Annotated in this window: 8 protein-coding genes and 2 pseudogenes; 8 read left to right on the forward strand and 2 right to left on the reverse strand. The window is 67.9% G+C overall.

Annotation, left to right across the window (positions count from 1 at the left end; translation table 11 throughout):
• The first annotated feature begins 32 nt into the window (after positions 1-32).
• Positions 33-1,532 (forward strand): type VII secretion protein EccB, encoded by a 1,500-nt coding sequence (eccB, locus tag ACNQVK_RS07190; RefSeq protein ID WP_418028976.1) that lies wholly within the window; start codon positions 33-35, stop codon positions 1,530-1,532.
• 138 nt (positions 1,533-1,670) lie between these two features.
• On the opposite strand, the gene ACNQVK_RS07195 is transcribed toward eccB, so the two are convergent.
• Together ACNQVK_RS07195 and eccD (ACNQVK_RS07200) are read right to left on the reverse strand one after the other, a co-directional pair.
• A complete protein-coding gene (locus tag ACNQVK_RS07195) occupies positions 1,671-3,074 on the reverse strand; it encodes an IS1380 family transposase (protein ID WP_025997282.1) in 1,404 nt (467 codons plus the stop codon).
• 119 nt (positions 3,075-3,193) lie between these two features.
• On the reverse strand, positions 3,194-4,654 hold the full coding sequence (gene eccD, locus ACNQVK_RS07200; protein WP_418028977.1) for a type VII secretion integral membrane protein EccD: 1,461 nt from the start codon (positions 4,652-4,654) through the stop codon (positions 3,194-3,196).
• Positions 4,655-4,739: 85 nt separating this feature from the next.
• Here eccD (ACNQVK_RS07200) and eccCa point away from each other — a divergent pair, with 85 nt between their 5' ends.
• From eccCa to ACNQVK_RS07235, 7 genes and pseudogenes are all read left to right on the forward strand, one after another.
• Positions 4,740-8,744, forward strand: coding sequence for a type VII secretion protein EccCa (eccCa, locus tag ACNQVK_RS07205; RefSeq protein ID WP_418028979.1), 4,005 nt, complete (start codon positions 4,740-4,742; stop codon positions 8,742-8,744).
• Positions 8,741-10,174 carry a type VII secretion integral membrane protein EccD gene (gene eccD, locus ACNQVK_RS07210; protein WP_418028980.1) on the forward strand — a complete coding sequence of 478 codons (1,434 nt, stop codon included), beginning with the start codon at positions 8,741-8,743 and terminating at the stop codon, positions 10,172-10,174. Before eccCa ends, eccD (ACNQVK_RS07210) begins: the two co-directional genes overlap by 4 nt.
• Entirely contained in the window at positions 10,174-11,556 is a 1,383-nt protein-coding gene (mycP, locus tag ACNQVK_RS07215; protein WP_418028981.1) for a type VII secretion-associated serine protease mycosin, read from the forward strand. The genes eccD (ACNQVK_RS07210) and mycP overlap by 1 nt, the downstream gene beginning before the upstream one ends.
• 530 nt (positions 11,557-12,086) lie before the next feature.
• A pseudogene (locus ACNQVK_RS07220) lies at positions 12,087-13,067 on the forward strand (MinD/ParA family ATP-binding protein); the annotation flags it as partial.
• Positions 13,068-13,321: 254 nt separating this feature from the next.
• Positions 13,322-13,783, forward strand: coding sequence for a YbaB/EbfC family nucleoid-associated protein (locus ACNQVK_RS07225; RefSeq protein ID WP_418028982.1), 462 nt, complete (start codon positions 13,322-13,324; stop codon positions 13,781-13,783).
• A 4-nt stretch (positions 13,784-13,787) separates the two neighbouring features.
• The gene (locus ACNQVK_RS07230) at positions 13,788-14,084 is read left to right on the forward strand and encodes a WXG100 family type VII secretion target (RefSeq protein WP_044521206.1); all 297 of its coding nucleotides are present in this window, start codon (positions 13,788-13,790) and stop codon (positions 14,082-14,084) included.
• A gap of 2,787 nt (positions 14,085-16,871) precedes the next feature.
• Positions 16,872-23,396, forward strand: a pseudogene (locus ACNQVK_RS07235) (alpha/beta hydrolase); the annotation flags it as partial.
• Positions 23,397-23,860: the final 464 nt, after the last annotated feature.

A 23,860-nucleotide genomic window follows, 5' to 3' on the forward strand; every position in this document is an offset into this window, starting at 1 on the left:
TCGAGGTGGTGCGGACGTGCTAAACACTACGCATGCCAGCGCAAGTTACCACTCGCGCACAGGTGAACGGCTACCGTTTCCTGATCCGCCGCCTTGAGCACGCGCTCATCCGGGGCGATTCGCGGATGATCCACGATCCGATGCGCGGCCAGATGCGGGCACTGATCGTAGGGGCGGTGATCGCCGTCCTGATCACGGGCGCCTCGGCTGTCATGGCTTTCTTCAAGCCCGCGCCCAACATCGGCGACGCGCAGATCGTGCTGAGCAAGTCCAGCGGTGCGCCGTTCGTCCGGATCGGGGACCAGATCCATCCGGTGCTGAACCTGGCCTCGGCCCGGCTGATCGTCGGCAAGAACGACAGCCCCAAGCAGGTCGACGACAAGTTCCTCGACGTCGTACCGCGCGGACCCATGGTCGGCATCGTCGGCGCACCGGCGAGTATCAACCGCGGCGATGACTTGGCGTTGTCGTCGTGGACGGTCTGCGACAACCTGCTGATGCCTGCCGTCACCGAAACCACCGGCACGCCCAGTCTGCAGACCACGGTGCTGGCCAACGATCCGGTGCTCGACGGCGGTATCCGGCCGGTCGATTCCGCCGAGGCCGTCCTCACCGAGACCGGCGGGACGACGTACCTGGTCTACCGCGGCGTGCGCGCCCCGATCGATGTGTCAGATCCGGTTCTGGTCAACGGACTTCACCTGCAGGGTGCGGCCACCCGGCCGATGTCGTTGGCTCTCCTCAACACCTTCCCGTTGGTCGACCCGATCACCCCGGTGCAGATCCAGGGGTCGGGGGAGCCCGGTCCGTTGGGGCCGGACCACCCGGTCGGCGCTATCGTCAAATCCGTCGACTCCCGCGGTGAACAGCTCTACGTCGTGTTGCGCGAAGGTCTGCAACCCGTCTCGCAGGCCACTGCCGACATCATCCGGTACAGCGCGTCCGGCGAGGTGGCCACGGGACAGATCGCCGACATCGCGCCCGCGACGCTGGCCGAGGTGCCCACCGTGCACCGGCTGGCGATCGACCACTACCCACAGGTGTCGCCGCGGATCGTGTCGCCCAACCCGGACCGGGTGGTGTGTATGGGCTGGCAGCGGTCCAACACCGACGCCGGTGCGAATGTGCGGCTGCTGGTCGGTCACCGGCTGCCCACCGCCGAGGGAGCGCAGATGGTCCGGCTGGCCAGTGCCGACGGCAGCGGGCCCGGGGCGGACTCGGTGTACCTGACCCCGGGTGCCGGCGAGTATGTGCAGGCCACCGGCAGCGATCCGGACAGCCGCTCGACGGGGCAGCTGTTCTATGTCTCGGATACCGGAGTGCGGTACCACATCAAGGATTTGCCGACCGCCGAGGTGCTCGGGGTGAGCGGCGTCAAGATTCCCGACGGTCCGGTCAACGCACCGCAGTGGGCACCGTGGCCGGTGTTGTCGTTGTTGCCGGCCGGGCCGGAGCTGTCCCAGGAGGCGGCGCTGGTCGCCCATGACGGCATGGCCGCCGACCCGGACAGTAGCAAGGTGTCGACGGGCTAAACCTCGATCCGTGGACTTGAGTGATTGATGTGTCTGCCGTGGCTGGTTGTCGTTTGGTGGGCTTGTGAGCGTGACGTAACCGCTGGTCTGCCCAGCTTTTCCCTGTGCGCTCCGGTAGGGGCCTATTCGGCCAGGTGGTCAGGTGGTGGCGGTGAGTGGTGGGCTGTGGCCGATGGTGTTGCGCCACAGCGTAAGCCAGTGGTCAGCCCAGGGCCAGTGGCTCGGTAGGTGCAGAAGGGGTCGGCGTTGCGGTCGGACCAGGCGTGCGGGGACGGTGATGAGCTTGCGGCGCAGTGTGGCGCCCCGGGCGACTGCGTGGGCTCCACCGGCCAGGACGCCGGCGGCGCGCAGCAGGTTGTGGGCAATAGCGGCGCACAGGATCCACGCCGAGTTCGCTCCGAAACGTCCCGAAGGCATGTGAGCCAGGGGTCCATCGATCAGGTCGGCGAACACGGTTTCGATGATCGCGTGGCGGCGGTGGGTGATGTCGGCCGCAACGGTGGGTTCGTCGGTGTCGGTGAAGAACGGGTGATACCGCCACACCGGAAACAGCGCATCAGGAAAGCGGGCATCTTTGACCCGACGCACGATCAACCGGGCGGTCATCGGGTTGTCGGTGGAGGTGAAGGCGGTGTAGGTGGTCTCGGCGACTTCGGCATCGGAGATCCAGGCTCCCGTGTCGGGATCACGGACCGCTCCGGGGTATTCCACTGCAATCCAGGCGCTCTCGTCGATGGACTCGATGGCTGCAGCGACGGCGCGGGTCTTGGTCAGCACCAACGAGAACTGGGCACCGGCGCGGCGGCAGGCTGTGGCCACGGTGCTGTTGCCGTAGGCCGAATCGCCGCGCACCACAATCTGGCCGGTGACCCCGGCGGTGCGGGCGGTGGCGACGGCTTGGGCGATCATCCGGGCCGCACCCTTGCCGGAGTTGGCCTTCCCGGCTCGCAACCGGGCGCCGGTGATCACCGGCGCACTCGTGGCGGTGCTGATCGTGGTGACCAACGGCGACAGGCCCTTGCGCAGGATCTGCTTGCCCGCGATTTTGGTGTGTCCGTAGGAAGCACCTTGTTTGGCGTGGCCATAGACCGGACGCAGCAGTGAGTCGATGTCGAGGAACGCGCGCTCGTCGGCGCCAGGCAACAGATCGACCCGCGCGCAGAGTCCGGCCAGGTGCTCGCGCAAAACCGATTCGAGCTGGCGGGCGTGTCCGAAAGTAAACTCGCGCAACAAAGTTCCGATGGTCGAGGGTGCATACACGCCGCCGAACAGTGTCTTCATCCCACCTGCCCGCACCAGGTCGAGATCGTCAATGCAGTCCGCACCGGCACACATGCCCGCGATGACTGTGCTCAGCTTCGGTGCCGGGTTGGCCGCCCCGGACTTGATCCTCGGCTCGGCAATGACCACCTTGTCACGTAATAGCTGCGGCAAGGCAGTCTGGGCCGCCAGGGTCATCACCGGGACCAATCCAGCACAGGACACGAGATGGTCATCATCGAAGACCGCCGACGACACAGCGAAACTATGGGACACTTTCACCGGAAGTGCCTTTCTGACCTGGACTGATTAGTGCGTCGAGAACACCAATCTTCCCAGTTCAAAGGGCACTTTCCTCATTCCGACACCCTGCGACCAGCCGATACATCGGTGGATCGAGGCTAAAGGCGCATCTCGCGGAAGAACGCGTAGACGCGGATGATCCAGAAGCACAGCGGGAAAAGCGATCCCACGGCGATGTACTCGAGTATCTCGACCTGACGCCGCATCACCGGGGAGAACTCGCGCAGCGGTGCGACCAGCCCGCACGCCAGGATCAGCACCATCAGGGCGAGCAGCACGACCACGGCGCGGGCCTGCCAGCCCTCGACGTTCACCGCGGTCTTGAGGACCACGGCGACGGCGATGGTCAGCCCGCTGCCGATGAGTGTCGCGGATTGCACCAGGTCATGGTGGCCACGGCCGCGCAGGCACAGCACGGTCGCCACCATGATGGCGAAAACGGTGCCCTGCCAGTAGAACCCGGTGCTGACGTCCACCGCCAGATAACAACCGGCCAGGGCCGCGAGGGCGGCCGCGACGAGAATGCCGGTGAGGTGCTGATTGGCCCGCCGGACCCGGCTGATCAGATCTTCCTCGGTCGGGATGATCTGTTTGCCGATGGCATTGACGCCTTCGACAGTTGTGCCGCCCTGGGTCTCGATGTCGTCGAGCGGTTCGCCTGCCGTCGGCACCCGGGGGATCGGCAGTTTCGACAGCCCGATCGTCACCCGCGGAGCGAGGTAGACGACGATAACGGCCGCGGTCGCGAGCAAAGCCCCCACCGTCCGGATGGGCGGCTGCCACAGCAACATTGCCGTGGAACTGACGCCACCGAAAGTGCACGCCGCGATGATCGCGGTGTACACGGCGGATCCGCTTCCCGAGACCAGGAGCACGAGCAGTGCGCCGAACGCGGTCAGGGCGAACGACATCGGCAGCGAGGTGGCCCCGGATCCGTCGGGCACCAGATACAGCGAGCCGGCGAAGACCAGTGGCATCGACACCGCGGCGATCCAGGCCGACGTTCCGGTGGCGGCCGGCCGGTGCGCCGCCAGGCAGGCCAGCAGCACCCCCAACACGCCGAGGGCCAGCACCGTCGCGGGCACCGCGGGCTGGGCGGCCCAATGGGCCAGCACGCCCGCCAGCGTGACGGCGGCGGCCGCGGTGACACCGAAGCCGGCCAACACGGTGGCGTTGTCCGTGAACCAGCTCCGCACGGTGCCGGCCCCTGGGCTCTGGGTGTCGTCGACGTCGTCGAACAGCAACGGGCTGACCGGCTGGCCCGCCGCGCAGATCATCAACAGGTCGCCGTCGTAGACCCCTGCTTCGCCGAGCGACAGGTGCGGGGCGATCGGTTCGCCCCCGAGCGGGGCCAATGTCCACTGCCCGTCAGCGGCGGCGAACTCGACGATCGCGTCATTCGCAGTGATCTGTTCATTCGCGATATCGATGACATCGGGGATGTATTGGGCGATGCTGACGTGTGCAGGCAGCCCGACGTCGATGTTCAGTTCGCCGACCACCAGGGTCAGTCGGCTCAGTTCCGGTTCGGCTTCGAGGTCTGGCTCAAGTAGGGTCACAATCCAGTCGGCCTCCTGCGCAATGGGATTGCTCGACACGAACAATACCCAGCATCCGGCTCCAGCAGCTTCCGGGGAGGGAAGGTTGAGTACGCAGGGGTTCGTCCGCCGCCTTCGGGTGGCACCGCCGCGGATGCCCGGCGGCGAGGTCAACCTGGCGCCACCGCCCGAGGTGCCGCGCGCGATCCCGGGAAACCTGATGATGCGGCTGATGCCGTTCGTGATGCTGGTGGCGGTGATCGGCATGATCGCGCTGATGATCACGGTGGGTGGCCGCGACATGGCCAGAAGCCCCATGTTCCTGCTTTTCCCGATGATGATGATCATGTCGATGGTCGGCATGTTCATGGGCGGCGGGAACCGCAATGGCAAAGCCGCCGCCGAGCTCAACGAGGAACGCAAGGACTACTTCAGTTATCTCGCCAATCTTCGCGAGGAAGCCGACACCACCGGAGCCGAACAACGCACCGCGCTGGAATGGAGCCATCCTGATCCGCGGGCGCTGACCGACGTGGTCGGTACCCGGCGCATGTGGGAGCGGCGGCCCAGCGATGCGGATTACTGCCACATCCGGGTCGGTATCGGGACCCACCGGTTGGCGACGCGGTTGATGGCGCCCGAGACCGGACCGCCCGAGGACCTGGAACCGGTGTCGACGGTGGCGCTGCGCCGGTTCGTCAAGACCCATTCGGTGGTGCACGCGCTGCCGACCGCGGTGTCGCTGCGCGCGTTCCCCACCATCACCTTCGAAGGCGAGCGTAGGCTCGCGCAGCAGCTGGTGCGGTCGATGGTGCTGGAACTGTGCACCTTTCACGGACCCGACCACGTGCAGGTGGCGATCGTCACCGCCAACCCGGACGGTGAGAACTGGAGCTGGGTCAAATGGCTGCCGCACGCGCAGCACGCGGTGACCCGCGACGGCATGGGTTCGATGAGGTTGCTGTTCCCCACGCTCGAGCTGATGGAGACGGCACTGTCTTCGGAGTTGGCGGAACGCGGCCGGTTCACGCGTAACTCGCAGCCGACGCAGGGGCTCAAGCAATTGGTCGTCGTGCTGGACGACGGATTCGTCACCGGCGACGAGCAGTTGATCACCGATGCCGGGCTGGACAGCGTGACGCTGCTCGACCTGAACGGCCTGCGTGCCGGGGCGTCCGCCCGGCGCAGCCTCCAACTGGTCGTCGAGGGTGACGACGTGGCCGCGCGGACCGCCGTCGGTGTCGAACGGTTCGCGACCCCGGACACCATCACCATTCCCGAGGCCGAGACCACCGCACGGCGGATCGGCCGCTACCGGCCGGCGAACGCCGCGCACATCGTCAGCCTGGAGGCCGATTCGAGGGCTGTCGACCCAGGACTGATGGCACTGCTGAAGATTCCCGACGCCGCGGGCATCGTGCCAGAACAGATTTGGCGGCAGCGGTCCCCGCGGGAGCGGCTGCGGGTGCCGATCGGTATCACCCCCAACGGTCAGCCCATCGAACTCGACATCAAGGAGGCCGCCGAGGGCGGCATGGGCCCGCACGGGCTGTGCATCGGAGCCACCGGGTCGGGCAAGTCGGAATTCCTGCGCACGCTGGTGCTGTCGATGATCACGTCGCACTCGCCCGAGCAGCTCAACCTGGTGCTCGTCGACTTCAAGGGCGGCGCGACATTCCTCGGTCTGGACGGGATCGCCCACATCGCGGCGATCATCACCAACCTCGAAGACGAGCTGACCATGGTGGACCGCATGCGGGACGCTTTGGCCGGTGAGATGAACCGCCGCCAGGAGCTGCTGCGCTCCGCCGGAAATTTCCCCAACGTCACCGAATACGAGCGGGCCCGCGCGGCGGGCGCCGACCTCGAACCGCTTCCCGCACTGTTCATCGTTGTCGACGAATTCTCCGAACTGCTTTCCCAGAAGCCGGATTTCGCCGAGCTGTTCGTGATGATCGGCCGGCTGGGCCGCTCGCTGCACATGCACCTGTTGCTGGCCTCGCAGCGGCTGGAGGAGGGCAAGCTGCGCGGCCTGGACTCGCACCTGTCCTACCGGATCGGTCTCAAGACGTTCTCGGCGGGCGAGTCGCGCAGCGTGCTCGGTGTGCCCGATGCCTACCACCTGCCCAGCGTTCCAGGGTCGGCATTCCTGAAATGCGATGCCTCCGAACCGATCCGGTTCAACGCGTGCTATGTCTCGGGCGAGTACGTCAAGCCACGGATATCGGCCCGTACCGGTCGGGTGGCCCAGTTGGGCGCGCTGGCGCCCAAGCTGTTCACCGCCACACCGGTCAAGAAGGACGTGGTGCCCGACCGGGGCCAGGCGCCTTCGGCGCTGCCGCCGGTCGAGGCGGATTCCGCTCCGGTCGGTCCCACCAAGACCACGCTTCTCGACATGGTGGTCAGCCGGCTGCGCGGCCATGGCAGGCCCGCCCACGAGGTGTGGCTGCCGCCGCTCGACGACAGTCCTGCGGTGAACGAGCTTCTGCCCGAATCAGATTGGTCGGCACCACAGAACCTCAACGGCCGCTTGTGGATGCCGATGGGTGTGGTGGACCGGCCTTACGATCAGCGTCGCGATGTGCTCATGGTCGACCTGTCCGGCGCCCAGGGCAACGTGGCCGTGGTCGGTGGGCCGCAGTCGGGCAAGTCCACCACGCTGCGCACATTGATCCTGGCCGCCGCTACCACCCATACCCCTGAGCAGTTGCAGTTCTACTGCCTGGACTTCGGCGGCGGCACCCTCACCAGCCTGGCCAAGCTGCCGCACGTCGGCGGGGTGGCCGGCCGGATGGACGCCGACGCCATCCGGCGCACCGTGGCCGAGGTGGCCGGGGTGCTGCGGAGCCGCGAGCAGCTGTTCCGTGAACTCGGCATCGAGTCCATGCGCGACTTCCGCCAGCGCAAGGCCAAAGGAGAGGTGCCCCAGGACAAGTTCGGCGACGTGGTGCTGGTCATCGACGGCTGGGCTTCGATCAAGAGCGACTTCGAGCTGCTCGACCCGGTGATCCAGTCGCTGGCCATCCAGGGTCTGTCCTACGGCGTGCACCTGGCCATCACCGCATCGCGGTGGATGGAGATCCGGCCTGCGGTCAAGGACATGCTCGGTACCCGCGTCGAACTCCGCCTGGGCGACCCGATCGACAGCGAGGTGGCACGCCGCTCTGCCGAACTGGTGCCGATCGGGCGGCCCGGTCGCGGTATCAACTCCGAGCGGCTGCACATCCTGATCGGGTTGCCCCGGCTTGACTCCAGTTCGGCGGTGGAGGATCTGCCCGCCGGGGTGGCCGGGGCCGTCGAGGCGGTGCGCGCCCACTATCAGGACCGGGAGGCGCCGAAGGTGCGGATGCTCCCGCACGACGTGAACCGCGACGACGTCGTACGCGCGGCCCGCGATGCCGGCCAACTCAGCAAGGCCCGGATCGCGATCGGCATCAACGAAGAAGAGCTCGCCCCCGTGGTTCTTGACTTCGATTCACAACCGCACCTGGTGGCCTTCGCCGATACCGAATGCGGAAAGACCGGTCTGCTGCGCAACATTGCCGCCGGTGTCATGGAGAACGCCAGCCCGGTGGAGGCCAAGATCATCCTGGTCGACTTCCGTCGTTCGATGCTGGGCGTCGTCCCCGACGAATACCTCGGCGGCTATGCCACGGCACCTCAGTCGTGCACCGATCTGATGACGGCACTGGCCGGGGCCCTCAAAGATCGCCTGCCACCCAACGACATCACCCAGCAGCAACTCAAGGAGCGGTCCTGGTGGTCGGGCCCGGACCTGTTCGTGATGGTCGACGACTACGACCTGATTCCCGGTGGTTCGCTGAGTCATCCGCTCGGCCCGCTGGTGGAGTATCTGCCGCAGGCCCGTGACATCGGCCTGCGCGTGGTGGTGGTCCGCCGCAGCGGCGGTGCCGGGCGGGCGATGATGGATCCGATCGTCGGACGCCTGAAAGACCTGTCCTGCAATGGTTTGGTGATGAGCGGAAGCAAGGACGAGGGCGGCCTGTTCGGCGGCTACAAGGCCACCGCGATGCCTCCCGGCCGCGGCATGCTGGTCTCGCGGACCACCCGTAGCGGCGTGGTGCAACTGTCCCGGATGCCCGACCTGTGACCGGCGTCGAGGAGCTTCGCTCGGTGCACGTGGTGTCCGCGGCACCCGAGGCGATGCGGGTGTCCGTGGTCGGCGGGCGCACCCAACTCGATGTCGCGCTGCCGGCCGACGTCCCGGTGGCCGCGTTCCTTCCGGAGCTGGCCCGGTTGATCAAGTCCCGGGACGACGAGCGCAGTGACGACATGGCCGATCGGGATGAGCGACGGACGTTCTGGGTGCTCAGTCGTGCGGGCCGGGCCGGCGCCGGTGTGCTGGAGCCCAACCGGACCCTGCGCGAAGCCGGGGTGAAAAACGGTGAGCTGTTGCGCCTCTCGGCTCGTCAGGCGTTGTCGCCGCCCACGTTGTACGACGACGTGGTGGACGCGGCGGCCCGGTTGAACCGCGCGTCCTACGCGGCATGGAGTGCCACCGCGGCGCGGATGATGGCATTCGCCGGGTTGTGGCTGTGCGCGGCCGTGTGGGTCGTTCTCCTGCTCGCCCCTGGGTTGTCGGCGCATCGGCCGATGATTCTGGTCTCTGCGGCGCTGATGGCGCTTGCACTGGTCGGCGCAGCCGCACTCGTGCGCCGAGTGCTCGGCAGGACCGACATCGCCGCTGCGGTCGGCCCGCCGGTGATCGCCGTCGGCGTCGCCGCGGGCTGGGTGCTCGCGGCCCCGCACGGTGATGTCGGCCTGGCGGTCGGGAGCGCAGTGTTGTTGGTGCTCACGGTGATATGTCACCGCGTGATCAGTGCCGGCCACTGGACCTACGTCGCGGCGGCGGTGCTGCTGGGCTTCGGCACGGCGGCATTCGCGGCCAGGACGCTGGGCGTACCGGTCGCGGTGGTGGCTGCGGTCACCGCCGTGGTGGCGGTGTTCGGGTGTCTGGCTGTGCCTGCGCTGACGGCACGGCTGGACCAATACCCGGTGCCGTCCGCAGGCGCATCGCCGGGCGACGATCCCTTCACCGCGTCCGTCGCCGCGGCGGAACCCGGCACCCCGATGCCGAGCGCGGAACAGGTGTGGGACCGGGTGCAGTCAGCGGTGCTGACCCGCTCCGGCCTGCTGGCCGGGTCGGCAACCACCGCGCTGATCAGCACCACTGCATTGATGCGGGTCGATACCGGTTGGGCGGCATTCGCTTTCGCCCTGGTCTGTGCTGCGGTCCCGGCCCTGAGAAGCCGCCGGGCGACGACCTGGCCGGAACGGGCCGCGCTTGCCGTGCCTGCCGTGGCGCTGGTGCTGGTGGCCTGTGTGCAAGCCCAGACCGGAGCCTGGTTGTTGCAGCTCGCCGGAGTCGTCGTACTCGCGGTGCTGGTGGTGGGCGGGGTCGCCGCCTCCTACGCGCATCGGATCCGGAGCGTCGCGGTGTATCTCGAATACCTGGCCGTCGCCGCGGTGATCCCACTCGCGTTGTGGCCGCTCGGACTGTACGAACGGCTGGGCGGCTAGTGACCGCCCGGCGGTACGTGGCGGTGGCGACCGTCGTCCTGACGGTGGCGCTGGCCGGCTTCGGCGCGCCGCCTGCCGGTGCGGTGGCGCCGCCGGTCGTCGAACCCGGTCCGCCGCCGAACGGGCCTGTCGCACCGGCTCAGCCGACCGAGCAGAAGGCGATCTGCGGAGTCCCCACCGGCGTACTCCCGGGAACTGACTTCACCAAGCAGACCAGCGCGGAGGCAATGCTGGAATACCGCAGGGCATGGCGCTTTTCGCGTGGCGCCGGGCAGAAGGTGGCGGTGATCGACACCGGCGTCAACCGTCATCCCCGGCTTCCCGCGCTCGAACCGGGCGGCGACTATGTGTCGAACAGCGACGGCCTGGTCGACTGCGACGCACACGGCACCCTGGTCGCCGGGATCATCGGTGCGTCCCCCGCCGACGGTGACAGCTTCGCCGGGGTGGCCCCCGAGGCCTCGATCCTGTCGATCCGGCAGAACAGCGGCGCCTTCAGCGTCGCGGGCACGAGCAGCAGCCAGAACGACGACCCCAACGCGACATCGATCGGTTACGGCAATACGCACACTCTGGCGCTAGCGATCACTCGGGCGGTGGACCTCGGTGCCACGGTGATCAACCTGTCGGAGGTGGCTTGCGCGCCGGTTTCGGCCGGAATGGACGACCGGGAACTCGGGCTTGCGGTGCGCTACGCCTACGAACGCAATGTCGTGGTGGTGGCCGCGGCGGGCAACTTCAACTCCCAGAGCATGTGCAAGGCACAGAACAACATGAACGATCCGAACCAACCGCTGCACACCGGCTGGGACAGCGTCAGCACCATCGCCAGCCCGGCCTGGTTCTCCGACTACGTGCTGACCGTCGGCGCCGTGACGACGTCGGCCACCCCGGCCGACTTCAGCCTGCACGGGCCGTGGGTGGCGGTGGCTGCCCCGGGCGAGCGGGTCACCTCGTTGGACGCCGGCGGTCCCGGCCTGAGCAACGCACAACTCGGCCAGCAGGGGCTGGCCCCACTGAACGGCACGAGCTTCGCGGCGCCGTTCGTCTCGGGTGTGGTGGCGCTGATCCGGTCGCGTTACCCGGGCCTGACCGCGGGCGAGGTCAAGGATCTGGTCGAACGGACGGCCCGCACCCCGGGGAATGGACCCAACCAGGCCACGGGTTATGGAGTCGTGGACCCAGTCGCGGCACTGACCTACCAGCTCCCGCCGGGGGTCGACGGCCGCGATGTCACTGCCGCTTCACCGATCAGCGGGCCGCCGCAACCCGACCCGGGTAATGTGCGGGCGCGCAGGATCGTCTTCACCGTCACCGCGGCGTGTCTTGCGTTGATGGTGGCGGCGGTGGCGGTGGCTGCTGCCCGGCGGCGGACCAGGTGAGTTAGGGGAAAGATGCCGGACGAGAATCGGCCGATCGGCGAGCCCACATCGCTCGACGACTTGGCGCCTGGCGAATTGGACGCGGTGGAGGCCCGGGCTGCTGCGTTGCTGGAACAGATTGCGGCGCAACGGTCGGCCCGGCAGGCCCACACCGCCACCTCGCCTGCCGATGACACGACCGACGCCTTTGTGGTGTCTCCTCCTCCTGCGGCGCCTGCGCCTGCACCGGCTCCTGCTCGTCGGCTGGCCCCGCCGCCGTGGCAGATGCACAGCTCGATCGGGTCGCGCGAGTTCGCCGAACGGTTCGACGTCGACGAGCCGGAACCGCAACGCCGTCCCGAGCCGACCCCTGAACCTGAGCCTCAGCCTGAGCCGCCGGCTCCTGAGCGCCCGGAGCCGCCGACCGGTTTGATCCCGATTCCGCCGCTGCCGGAGACGGCAAGGCATGCCCTGCCGCCACTACCGCCCCCGCCTCCTCCTCCGCTCCCTCCGCTTCCGTTCCCGCCGCCGGCTTCTTGCCCCCACTCCTGCCCCCGCCGACCGGCGCCGCCCCGCCGCCGCAGTACTCGCCGGTGCCGCCCTCACTCGACGACGCCGGAATCATCAACCGTGCCCGCAACGCACCTCACTCCGGATGGCGCCGGGCTGTGCATCTGGCGAGTGCGGGTCACGTCAATCCCGGTGAATCACGCAGGGAGCGTGAGCGGGACGACCTGCTGGCCCAGATCCGTCAGCCGATCGCCGGCGACTTCAGGATCGCGGTGTTGTCGATCAAGGGTGGTGTCGGCAAGACCACGACGACGCTGGGGTTGGGCTCGGCGCTGTCGATGATGAGGCAGGACCGGGTGATCGCGGTCGATGCCAACCCGGATCGCGGGACGCTGGCCGAACGGGTTCGGGACGCGTCGAGCCAGTCCACCGTGCGGGACCTGCTGTCGGATCCCGACATCGAGCGCTACGCCGACGTCCGCAACCACACCCGGATGGCCGGCAGCCGACTGGAAGTGCTGGCCAGCGAACAGGAACCCGCGGTTTCGGAGGTCTTCGGAGAATCCGACTACCGCCGCACCGTCAGCATCCTGCGTCGCTACTACAACATCATCCTCACCGACTGTGGCACCGGCATTATGCATTCCGCGATGGCGGGCGTGCTCGATCTGGCGCACGCGATCGTGCTGGTCAGCTCCCCGGCGATCGACGCGGCCCGTAGCGCATCGGCGACGCTGGACTGGCTGATGCAGCACGGTCACTCCGCTCTGGTCCGCGAAGCGCACGTGGTGCTCAGTGCCTCGCGGCCAGGATCGGCGAAACTCAAACTGGACAAGGTCTACGAGCACTTCCAAGCCCGATGCCGTTCGGTGCACATGATCCCGTTCGATCCGCATCTGGCCGAGGGTGCCGACGTCGACTTCGACCTGCTGGATCCGGCCACACTCCAGGCGTATCTGGAATTGGCTGCGGCCGTTGCGGAGAAGTTTCCCAGGCTGCGCGCCGCATCCCAGTACGGGTGACCACGCCGCCCTCACGGTCGGGGAAGGCAAAGAACGTGCCCATCGGTCAAGGGCGTGAGAGCTATCGGCGGACGACACGGACTGCCGAGTAAATCTCGGTTATCTACGCGTGGGTGGCAAATTACGGTGTGAGTGGCATTGCGACGATGGCAATTTCGCAAACGTAATTGTTCACACGCTCAAATATGGTCGGCCGTAATCGAATTCGGCAAAGAACGTGGCGGTGCCTGGGTGGATCTGGAAGACTGGCCCGAATGAGTAACGATGCCCTCCGGCATCAGATGACCGAGGTGCTTGCCTTGGTCCAAGAGCAGATGGCCGATATTGCGGCGGTGCAGCGCGAGCAGGCGCAGCTCACCGCCAGCGTCAAGGCGGCCGATGGCCTGGTCGAGGTGACCGTCGACGCCCGCGGCCGTGTCATCGAAACCGTGATCGATGAGAACTATCTCGAAGAGTTCGAACTCGAAGAACTGGGCGGCCACGTGACAGAGGCCGCGCAGTCCGCGGCCCAGCTCGTGGCGCAGCGGTCGGCTGCGCTGATGATGCCGATCGAGGAACGGCGCCGGATGATGCCGTCGCTGTCCGACGTCGTCGACAGCGCGCCCGATCTGCGCGATCTGACCAGAGCTGTATACGGCAACGATGACGCGGTCCGGGCGGGTGAGCCGGAGGACGACGACCGGGACGAATCCGCCTTCCCCACCGTGAGGAGATGAATCAATGGCTGACGAACTCGGTGTCGGACCTTCTGACCTGCGGGCGACCTCGAAGGACCTCAATGACGTCAGCGTCAGGATGAAGAACGTGCTGTCGTCCCTGCAATCCAATCTGGCCGCCGAAGGCGCCGCGTGGGGTGACGACAAGATGGGTGACGGGTTCGCGAGAGGCGGCGGAGGCTATCTGGCGCAAAAGGATTGGGTCGACGGGTCCGTGGCGGTCAAGACCGACCTGCTCGATTACTACTCGGACGGCTTGAAGGGCTCCGCGGACTCCTTCGAACAGCAAGACCAGCCGTAGCGGTCACCGCACCGCGTGGACATCCAGATCCCACCCGAGCTCCAATGGGTGTCATATCTCGCGGGCGGTGAGTGGCCGCAAGGCAGTGAAACCCGCACGCGCCGTATCGGCGAGCACTATCAAGCCGCGGCAGAAGCACTTCAGGATCTCGTCCCGGACCTGAGCCGGGTCCGCGGTGAGACCATGTCGGTGCTGTTCGGCGACACCGCCGATGCCGCGGAGAAGCAGTTCGCCATGCTGTTCGACGGCGACTACACGGTGGACAAACTCGCCCAAGGCATTTCGGGGATGGGTGAGGGCGCCACCAACTTCAGCTCCGAGATCGAATACAGCAAGCTGTCGATCATCGTCGGACTGGCCCTTGCGGCCGCCGAGATCTCGTACAGCCTGGCCATGTCGAGTCCGACGCTCGGGGCGTCGACGGCAGCGATCCCCGTCATCGAGACAACGACGATGGCGTGGATACGTGCGCTCGTCGCGTGGGCGATCCGGCGTATCGGCGAGAAGATGGCCGAACTGCTGACCAAGACGATGATGAAAAGGCTCCTGCACGAAACCATCCAGGAATCCTTCGAGGAGCTCGGGCAGGGGCTGCTTCAAGAGGGGATCGTCCAGGGTATCCAGGCGAACAACGGACACGCCGACTACCGGTGGGACCGGTTCAAACAGACGGCGATCGCCTCGACGGTCGGTGGTGGAGCCGGCGGGGCAACCGCTGTCCCGGTCGCGCACGGGCTCGGACCTGCCCGCAACCGGTTCATGGCGGCCACCAAGGGCGCCACCACCATGTTCACCGCCGGCGTATCTGGCAACGTGGCCGGCACCTTGTCGGTCGGTGGCGAGTTCGACACGATCTCGATCCTTGCCAGTTCCACCAGCACGAGCATCGGTGGTCTGAAGGGCATCGGCGGAGGCCATGCGCCTCAGCAGGGCAACCAGACGAATCCGGCGGGTCCGCCGCGGCCCGATGCTCCGAATGTCGGCCTGCGGGGCGAGAATCCGGACGGGAGGCTGGACACCGGACAGCAGGACACCGACGACGACGGTGAGACCACGGCCAACCGAACTCCGCAGAACGATTCCACCGGGCAGTCGGTCGCACCGGCGAAGGCGGGAGCCGGGCGCGGAAGCGGTGGCCAGACGAACAACACGACACCGCAGTCCGATTCGAAGCCGACGTCCAAGAACGGGGAACGGCACAGCGCGGTCGACGAGTCCACAGATCAGGACTCCGACGAGACACCCGACAAAGCCGACGCCGAGACCGATACCGAAGCCGACGCCGAAAGCCGACATGCACCCGCCGATCGGGATGAGCAGCAGGACTCGTCAGAGGCGGAGCACGACAACAGCGATTCGGCCGACATCCCCGCCGATGAGCCCGCACATACGGCCATGCTCAGCCCGGACCAGGATGCCGCCGACCCGGCGGCGAATGTCTCGACAACGGACGTGCCCCACGCCGCAGTAGCTGCCGAACCGGTGTCGGTCGACGGCCCTCAGCATGTCGAAGGTGCACAGGCTGCTCCCGAGGTCGCAGACGTCGCACAGGCACCTGCCGATCCGACGCAGGTGCAGCAGGCTCCCACGCCGGAAGCCCCGTTGTCGCCGGGCACAGTATCGCCGGCCACCTCGCCGACACCGGTGGCCTCCACACCCACGACCACGACCACGACCAGCGCACCCACGACAACAACCAACACACCCGGGCAAGCTGCCAAACCGGCTGCGACGAACTCTGATTCGAAGCCCGCCGAGCCGAAGCAGGCCCCTCCGACGGCTCAGCCCGCCGGGCCGGAATCGCAGGCCGCGGGAGTCCCGGCCGCGCGGATCCAGGAGACCGCGCAGGACACGAACCAGAACAACGCGCCGAACACCGGTGAACAGGTCTCGGTTCCGACGCGTGGCGACCAGAATTGTGTGCTCGACGCTGCCGATGATCTGGCGTCGCACTTCGGCCGGGACTACCCGGTCACCGGGGAGCCGTCGTCCACCGGAATGCCGGCCCGGGCCCTGTACCAGGCCATCGGGTCACGGGCCGACTTCGCCACCTACAGCGAGATCGAGGCCGCGCTGCGCGGGATGGAGCCCGGTTCTGCCGCGGTCATCACGTCGGCATGGGCCGGCGACGGACAACGCCAGGGCGGACATGCCTACGTCGCCGTGTTCGACGGTAAAGACGTATATCTGCTGCACCGCGGGGAACGGCAGGGCTGGCCACCGTCCTGGGGCCAGAGCGCGGTGTCGACGACCGCCGTCGGTTACCTTGACGCACAGGGCAATCCGGTGAACGAGCTCGGACTTCGCTCCGACGATCTCGCCGCGGCGATTGCGGTGGGCGACGTACAGGGCACCCCGGACCAGGCGCCGGGTGAGCAGTGGCGGCATGTCACACCCCAGAGCCAGATCGCCGACGAGGCGCTCGCGAAACGCGTGCCCCCGGTCGATGCCGGTGACCTGCGAAACCCGCTGGGACTGATGGAGTCGGCCGACGCAAGGGCGCGCGCCAACGCGACCTGGTGGACCGGGCTGACGGGCAACGAGCAGCGCGCCCTGATCGACATGCACCCGCAGCACATCGGGAATGCGGAGGGCATCCCGCCGGCAGCCCGCCATGCGGCGAACACCCAACTGCTGGAAGCGCAACGTCGGCAATTGCAGGATTGGCGGGACAGTGGCCAGCGGTTGACCCGCAGTCAGAGCCGAATGCTGGCTCGGCTGGACCGGATCCAGAGCTCGCTCGCCGACGCGCAAGCCCGCGCCCAGGAGGCAGGGGTCGACGCGCCGATGCTGTTGGCCTTCGATGCGTCGGAATTCGGCGGTCACGGCCGAGCGGTCGTCAGCTTCGGTGCCGATCCGTATCGAGCGGATTCGGTGTCGTGGCACGTGCCGGGGCAGGGCACCACGATCGACCGGATCGGCGCCTGCATGGACGGCGCTCTCAGCCACCTGCAGGCCACCCTCCAGACCAACCCGGGGCAGTCAGCGGCCTCGATCGCGTGGCTCGGCTATGACGCGCCCAGCGGCTGGAGCGGGTGGCGGGTGGCGGGGCACGGGTCCGCGCGCGAGGGCGGCGCCGTCCTCTACAGCGATATCCGGGCGTTCAACGCGGGCCGCGACACCGTGGCCGCCGACGGCAGCCACTTCACCGACAACCACATCTTCGCCCACGGCTACGGTTCGACCGCCGTCAGCTACGCAGGCCGAGATGGTCGGCTGGCCAATGACATTCGTACGGTCACCCTCACCGACTCGCCGGGAGCCGGCCCGGTACGCCGCGCCGCCGAGTTCGGCATCGGGGCCGACAACGTCTACGTGGCGTCGACGTCGCGGGACGTTCCCGCCGCGCAGGCAGGACGGACGCCGATCGCCGAACTCAGCCTCGGGGTCGACCCGTGGGCGGAAGCCTTCGGAGCCAACCGCGGAACCCACACACAACTCGAACCGTCGTCCGAGACCGATGCTCCTGCTCTCGAACCGACCGCGCCCACGGTTCAGAGCACGCGCGAGATCGCGGATGATGCGCTGGCGCAGAGGGATCCCCCCGCGAGCGCCGGGGATGTGGTCAATCCACTCGGTGTGGCCGAGGACGCCCGAACCCGGGCCGAGGCCAACGTGCGCTGGTGGGCGGGTCTGACCGAGGAACAGCGGCAGGCGCTGATCGACACGTACCCGACGCGGATCGGCAATTCCGAGGGCATTCCGCCGGCCGCCCGCGACCTGGCGAACCGCACCGCCCTGCAGATGGCCCGGGATCACGTGCAGCAGAAGCTCGATCGCGGCGAAAAGCTGACCAAGCCGGAGAAGAACCACCTGCTGCGCATGAACCGCCTGGATGCCGCGTTGCAACAGATGGGGCGCGAAGCAGCCGAGGCCGGCCTCGACGCGCCGCTGGTGCTGGCATTCGATCCGCCCGCGTTCGGCGGCGACGGCCGGGCCGTCGTGAGCTTCGGCGCAGACCCGTATCAGGCGGATTCGGTGTCGTGGCTGGTGCCGGGGTTCGCGACGACGATCGACAAGCTCGAAGGGAACATGCGCAATGCGCTGAACCACCTGCAGTCGACGCTGCGGGAGAATCCGACGCTGGCGGCGACGTCGATCGCCTGGATCGGCTATGACGCGCCGAACGATTCGGCCACCCCCCGGGTCGCCAGGCCGACGCTCGCACGCCAGGGCGCCGAGATTCTGTACAGCGACATCCGGGCGTTCAACGCAGCGCGCGACACGGTGGCCGCTGACGGCAGCCATTTCAGTGGCAACCATATCTTCGCGCATTCGTACGGTTCCACCACCGCGAGCTACGCCGGTCGGAACGGGCGACTGGCCAACGACATCCGCACCGTGACGCTGCTGGGCTCGCCCGGTGCGGGTCCGATGCGGCATGCCCGCGATTTCGGGATCGGCGCCGACAATGTGTTCGTCGCGTCCTCCTCGCTGGACCCCGTCACCGGGTTGGGTGGGCGCACACCCGGTGAGAACGGCCGGTTCTTCGGGCGCGGTCTCGGCCTCGATCCGGCGATGGATACGTTTGGGGCGGTGCGGGTTACCGCCCAATTCCCAGCATCGATGAACGACGGCGGAAGCGTCGGCACCCACCGAAGCTACTACCGCTACATGGACGGCGACACCGATCCACGGGTGCGCACAGAATCGCTGGCCAACTTCGGCCGGATCGCCGCCGGGCATCCCGAGAGGCTTCACGGCGAACGGTATCGCACGGTCGTCGACGGGCGCACCGTCGAACCGGCCGCCGGGCGCGCATTGCGGCTGGACGGCGATATCGACACCCACCGGCCCGGGGAGCCACGCCGGTGGAATCCTCGGTGGCATCCGGGCCAGGTCGAGCCGTCAGCAGCGCAGGTGGCAGCGGATCAGGCGCTGGGGCAACGGATCCCGCCGGTGGGCATCAAGGACCTGGTCACCCCGCTGGGGAACGAGGCCGAGGCGGTGGCCCGCGCACGAGCCAACGCGGCGTGGTGGTCGGGACTCGACGAGCAGCAGCGGGCCGATCTGATCGAGGCGTACCCGTTCCAGATCGGCAATGCCGAAGGCATCCCGGCCGCCGACCGCGACGTGGCCAATCGCCGTGTGCTGCAACGCTATCTGGACCGTGCCGCCGGTATCCAGGCGCAGATCGATGCCGGTACCCGCCCCAACGACACGCAGCTCGACTTCCTGCTGCGGGTGAACCGGCTGGAGAGTGCCCTGCAACGGGCGCACGTGGCCGCTCAGCAGGCCGGTGTGGGGGAGCCGCTGGTCCTCGCCTTCGACCCTCCGGCATTCGGCGGCGACGGACGTGTGCTGGTGAGCTTCGGCGTCGACCCGTACGTGGCGGACTCGGTGTCGTGGTACGTGCCCGGTATGGGGTCGCAGATCAACAAGCTCGACTACATCATGCACTGCGCACTGAACATCCTGCAGTCGACGCAAACCGAGAACCCGTCCCTATCGGCGGCTTCGATCGCCTGGTTGGGCTATGACGCACCCAATGACTCGGCGACGGTCCGGGTTGGCAGTACGAAGTTGGCCGAGGCCGGCGGTGACATCCTGCACGCCGACATCAGCGCGTTCAACGCGACGCGTGACGCGTTCGCCGGGGACGGTAGCCATTTCACCGGCAATCACATCTTCGGGCATTCGTACGGGTCGACGACCACCGGTTATGCCGGACGTGGCGGCCGGTTGGGGGAGCACGTCAGCACGATCACGCTGCTGGGCTCACCCGGCGTGGGCCCGTTGCAGAGTGCCAGCGATTTCGGGATCGACCCTCGCAACGTGTTCGTGGCGTCGTCTTCTCGGGATTTCGTGACGGGCATCGGTGGGCGCACGCCGGATTCGCATGGAAGGTGGGGCCGGGGTCTGGGCACCGATCCCGCGATGGATACCTTCGGCGCGCAGCGGATCCGGGCGGAGTTCCCGGCGTCGATGGACCGCAAGGACACGACCGCGACCCACAACGCGTACTTCGATTTCCAGGAGACCGACGGCCCGGGCACCCGGCAGTGGCTGGTCACTCCGGCGAACGCGGTCCGATCCGAGTCGCTGGCCAACGTCGGCCGCATCGCTTCCGGGCACACCGAACGACTCGATCTCGAACCACACCGCACCATGGCGGAGCGGCCCGGGCGCTTCTTCGGAACTCGCAGGGAAACCGTCGAACCGGCGGGGGCACGGAACAACAACCAGGGCCGCAACTGGTGGAATCCGCGGTGGCGCGATGCCGACATCGAAGTCGACCCACAGCACGCCGTCACCGAACCCACCTGGACTCCGGCCAGCGGCCAGACGCAGCACACGGCAACCCGGGCGGTGGCGGATGCTGCTCTGGCGCAGCGGGTTCCGCCCGCGGGTGCCGCCGATCTGGTCAATCCGCTGGGTAGGGCCGGGGATGCGGTGGCGCGGGCCCGCGACAATGCCGCGTGGTGGTCGGGCCTGACGGATGCGCAGCGGCAGGCGCTGATCGAGTCGTATCCGTCACGGATCGGCAACGCGGAAGGTATCCCGCCGGCAGCCCGGGATGCCGCGAACCGCCTGGCGATCAGCCGTTTCCGGGATCACGTGCAGTCGATGATCGATCGTGGTGTGCGACCGGGGAAGGACGACCTCGCCAATCTGTTGCGGGTGAATCGTCTGGACCTCGCCTTGCAGGCAGCGGCGGCGAACGCGGCGCAGGCCGGGGTCGGCGGACCGATGGTGCTCTCACTGGACCCGTTCGAGTTCGGTGGTGACGGCCGGGCGGTCGTGAGCTTCGGTGCGGATCCGTATCAGGCGGATTCGGTGTCGTGGCTGGTGCCCGGATTCGCGACGACGGTCGACAAGCTCGAAGGCAACATGCGCAACGCGCTGAACCACGTGCAGTCGACGATGCGCGAAGATCCCACACTCGCGGCCACGTCCATTGCCTGGATCGGCTATGACGCGCCCAACGGCGCAGCCAGTGGCCGGGTGCTGAGCCCGGCGTTGGCGCGCGCCGGCGCCGAGATCCTGTACTCCGATATCCGGGCTTTCAATGCCGCCCGCGACACCGTGGCCGGAGATGGCAGCCGCTTCAACGGAAACCACATCTTCGGCCACTCTTACGGCTCGACCACCGTGAGCTACGCGGGCCGGGGCGCGCGTCTGGCCAACGACGTCCGCACCGTGACACTGCTGGGCTCCCCAGGTGCCGGACCGATGCACCATGCCAGTCAGTTCGGGCTCGAGGACGGCAACGTGTTCGTCGCGTCCTCGTCGCGGGATCCGGTCACCGGGTTCGGTGGGCGCAGAGCGGAGCAGAACGGCCGCTTCGCGGGGCGCGGGCTGGGTATGGATCCGGCGATGGACGAATTCGGGGCAGTCCGGGTCACCTCCGAGTTCCCGGCGTCGATGAACACTGCGAGCACCGTCGGGACACACAAGAGCTACTACCACCATGTGAGTGAGGGCGACGGTCCGCCGGTGCGGACGGAATCCCTGGCCAATTCCGGGCGGATCGCCGCAGGGCGCACCGACAGGCTGGACCTGGAAGGGCATCGTCGGGTGGTCGACGGCCGCACGGTGGATCCGGGGGCCGGACGTCCACTGCGACTGGACGGCGATACCCAGGTAGAGCACGAAGGCCCGCGACGGCCGTGGAATCCACGGTGGCGTGCGGGTGAGATCGAGCCGTCGGTGGCGCGCGTGGTCGCGGACGAGGCGCTGGGGCAACGGATTCCGCCGCTGGCCGTCGACGACCTGGCACATCCCCTGGGTCGGGAACCGCAAGCGGTGGCGCGAGCTCGCAACAACGCCGCGTGGTGGTCGGGGTTGTCGGAGGAGCAGCAACAAGCTCTGCTCCAGGAGTATCCGCAGCAGATCGGCAACGCCGAAGGCATTCCCGCTGCCGTTCGCGACGCCGCCAACCGGGAGATGCTGCGGCGCCACGCCGAGCGGGCTGCGGCAGTGCAGGCAAAGGTCGATGCCGGTCAGAATCCCGGCAATCGCGACCTGGACTTCTTGCGAAGGATCAACCGGCTCGAAACCACCATGCAGCGAGCGGAAGTGGCGGCTCAGCAGGCCGGGGTCGGGCACCCGCTGCTGCTGGCGCTGGACCTGGGGGCGTTCGGTGGTGACGGCCGCGCGCTGGTGAGTTTCGGAGTCGACCCGTATACGGCGGAATCGGTGTCGTGGTACGTGCCCGGCCTGGGTTCCCAGCTGGACAAGCTCGACTACATCATGCACTGCGCGTTGAACATCCTGCAGTCGACGCGAACCGAGAACCCCTCACTGTCGGCAGCCTCGATCGCCTGGCTGGGATATGACGCACCGAACGATTCGGCATCGGCGCGTGTAGCCGCCGGCCTGGCCCGTGCCGGCGGCGAGATGCTCTACACCGACATCAGCACCTTCAACGCGGTGCACGACGCATTCGCCGGTGACGGAAGCCATTTCAACGGCAATCATGTGTTCGGGCATTCGTACGGGTCGACCACCACGGGCTACGCCGGTGCCGGAGGCCGGCTGGCGCCGCACATCACCACGGTGACGCTGATCGGCTCACCGGGCGCCGGTCCGTTGCGGAGTGCCGGTGATTTCGGGATCGACACCCGCAACGTCTTCGTCGCCTCGTCGTCGCGGGACTTCGTCACCGGGCTGGGTGGGCGGACCTCGGACTCGCAGGGCCGGTTCGGGATCGGTCTGGGCACCGACCCCGCGATGGATACCTTCGGCGGGCAACGCATCAGCGCTGAATTCCCCGCGTCGATGGATCGCAAGGACACCCTGACGACCCACAACGCCTACTTCGACTATCTGGAAACCGACGGTCCCGGGACCCGGCAGTGGCTGGTCACTCCTTCTCATGCGGTCCGCACCGAATCGCTGACCAACATCGGCCGCATCGCTGCCGGACACCCGGAGCGGGTCCACCTCGAACCGCATCGCGCCGTCGACGGAAACCGCTCCCGCACCACGGAACCCGCCGCGAGCCGGCCGGTCATGCGGCTCGACGACGATCCCGGTGTCTTTCACCCGACCGACACGCACAACCGGAACCGCGTCCCGCGGTGGACCCGCGGCGCTGACTGCGCCCAGGTTCTGGCCGGGGAGGTGTCGGCACGCACCGGCCGGGACATCCAGCTCGACACCGCGCCGTCACGCCGTGGGACACCCGCGCGGGCGATGTTCAAAGCGTTCGGATCCAGCGCCGACTTCGCGACGTACACGCAGGTGGAGGAGACGCTGCTGGGTATGCCGCCGGGATCGATGGCGGTCATGGCCTCGCGCTGGAGCGGAGGACAGCCCGTCGGGCACGCCTACATGGCGGTCAACATCGACGGCCGGGTGTACCTGTTCGACCCGCACACCCGACAGTATTCGGGATGGCCCCCGCACTGGGGTCAGGACGCGGTGACCCAGACCGCCGTCGGTTACCTGCGCAGTAACGGCGAACCTGTCCACCGTGGCCGGTGGCACAACCAGTTCGCCGCGGCCGCCATCGGCAGGGTCCAGGGACTCCCCGAAGGTCTGGCGCACGGAAACACCGACGGTCTGCCGGCCGCCGAACGTGATGTCGCGAATCGTGCTGTGCTGCAGCACTACCGACAGCGCGCCGACCACATCCAGACCAAGCTCGACCAGTTCGGCCGGGCCACCCGCGAAGAACGTGCCTTCCTGGAGCGGGTCAACCGGATCGACCTCGCGGTGCGGAAGGCCGACGCCGACGCTGCCCGGGCCGGCCTCGACACCCCGCTGGTGCTCACCTTGGACACCTCGGCGTTCAGCGGCAACGGTCACGCCGTCATCAGCTTCGGCGCCGA

Origin of the sequence: Mycobacterium sp. 134 (genome assembly GCF_048282715.1) — a bacterium.
Classification (GTDB): domain Bacteria; phylum Actinomycetota; class Actinomycetes; order Mycobacteriales; family Mycobacteriaceae; genus Mycobacterium; species Mycobacterium septicum.

Excerpts from the sequence above, each read along its gene's own strand:
- eccB (WP_418028976.1), top strand. The coding sequence starts at position 33 with ATGCCAGCGCAAGTTACCACTCGCGCACAGGTGAACGGCTACCGTTTC.
- ACNQVK_RS07230 (WP_044521206.1), top strand. The coding sequence starts at position 13,788 with ATGGCTGACGAACTCGGTGTCGGACCTTCTGACCTGCGGGCGACCTCG.
- ACNQVK_RS07225 (WP_418028982.1), top strand. The coding sequence starts at position 13,322 with ATGAGTAACGATGCCCTCCGGCATCAGATGACCGAGGTGCTTGCCTTG.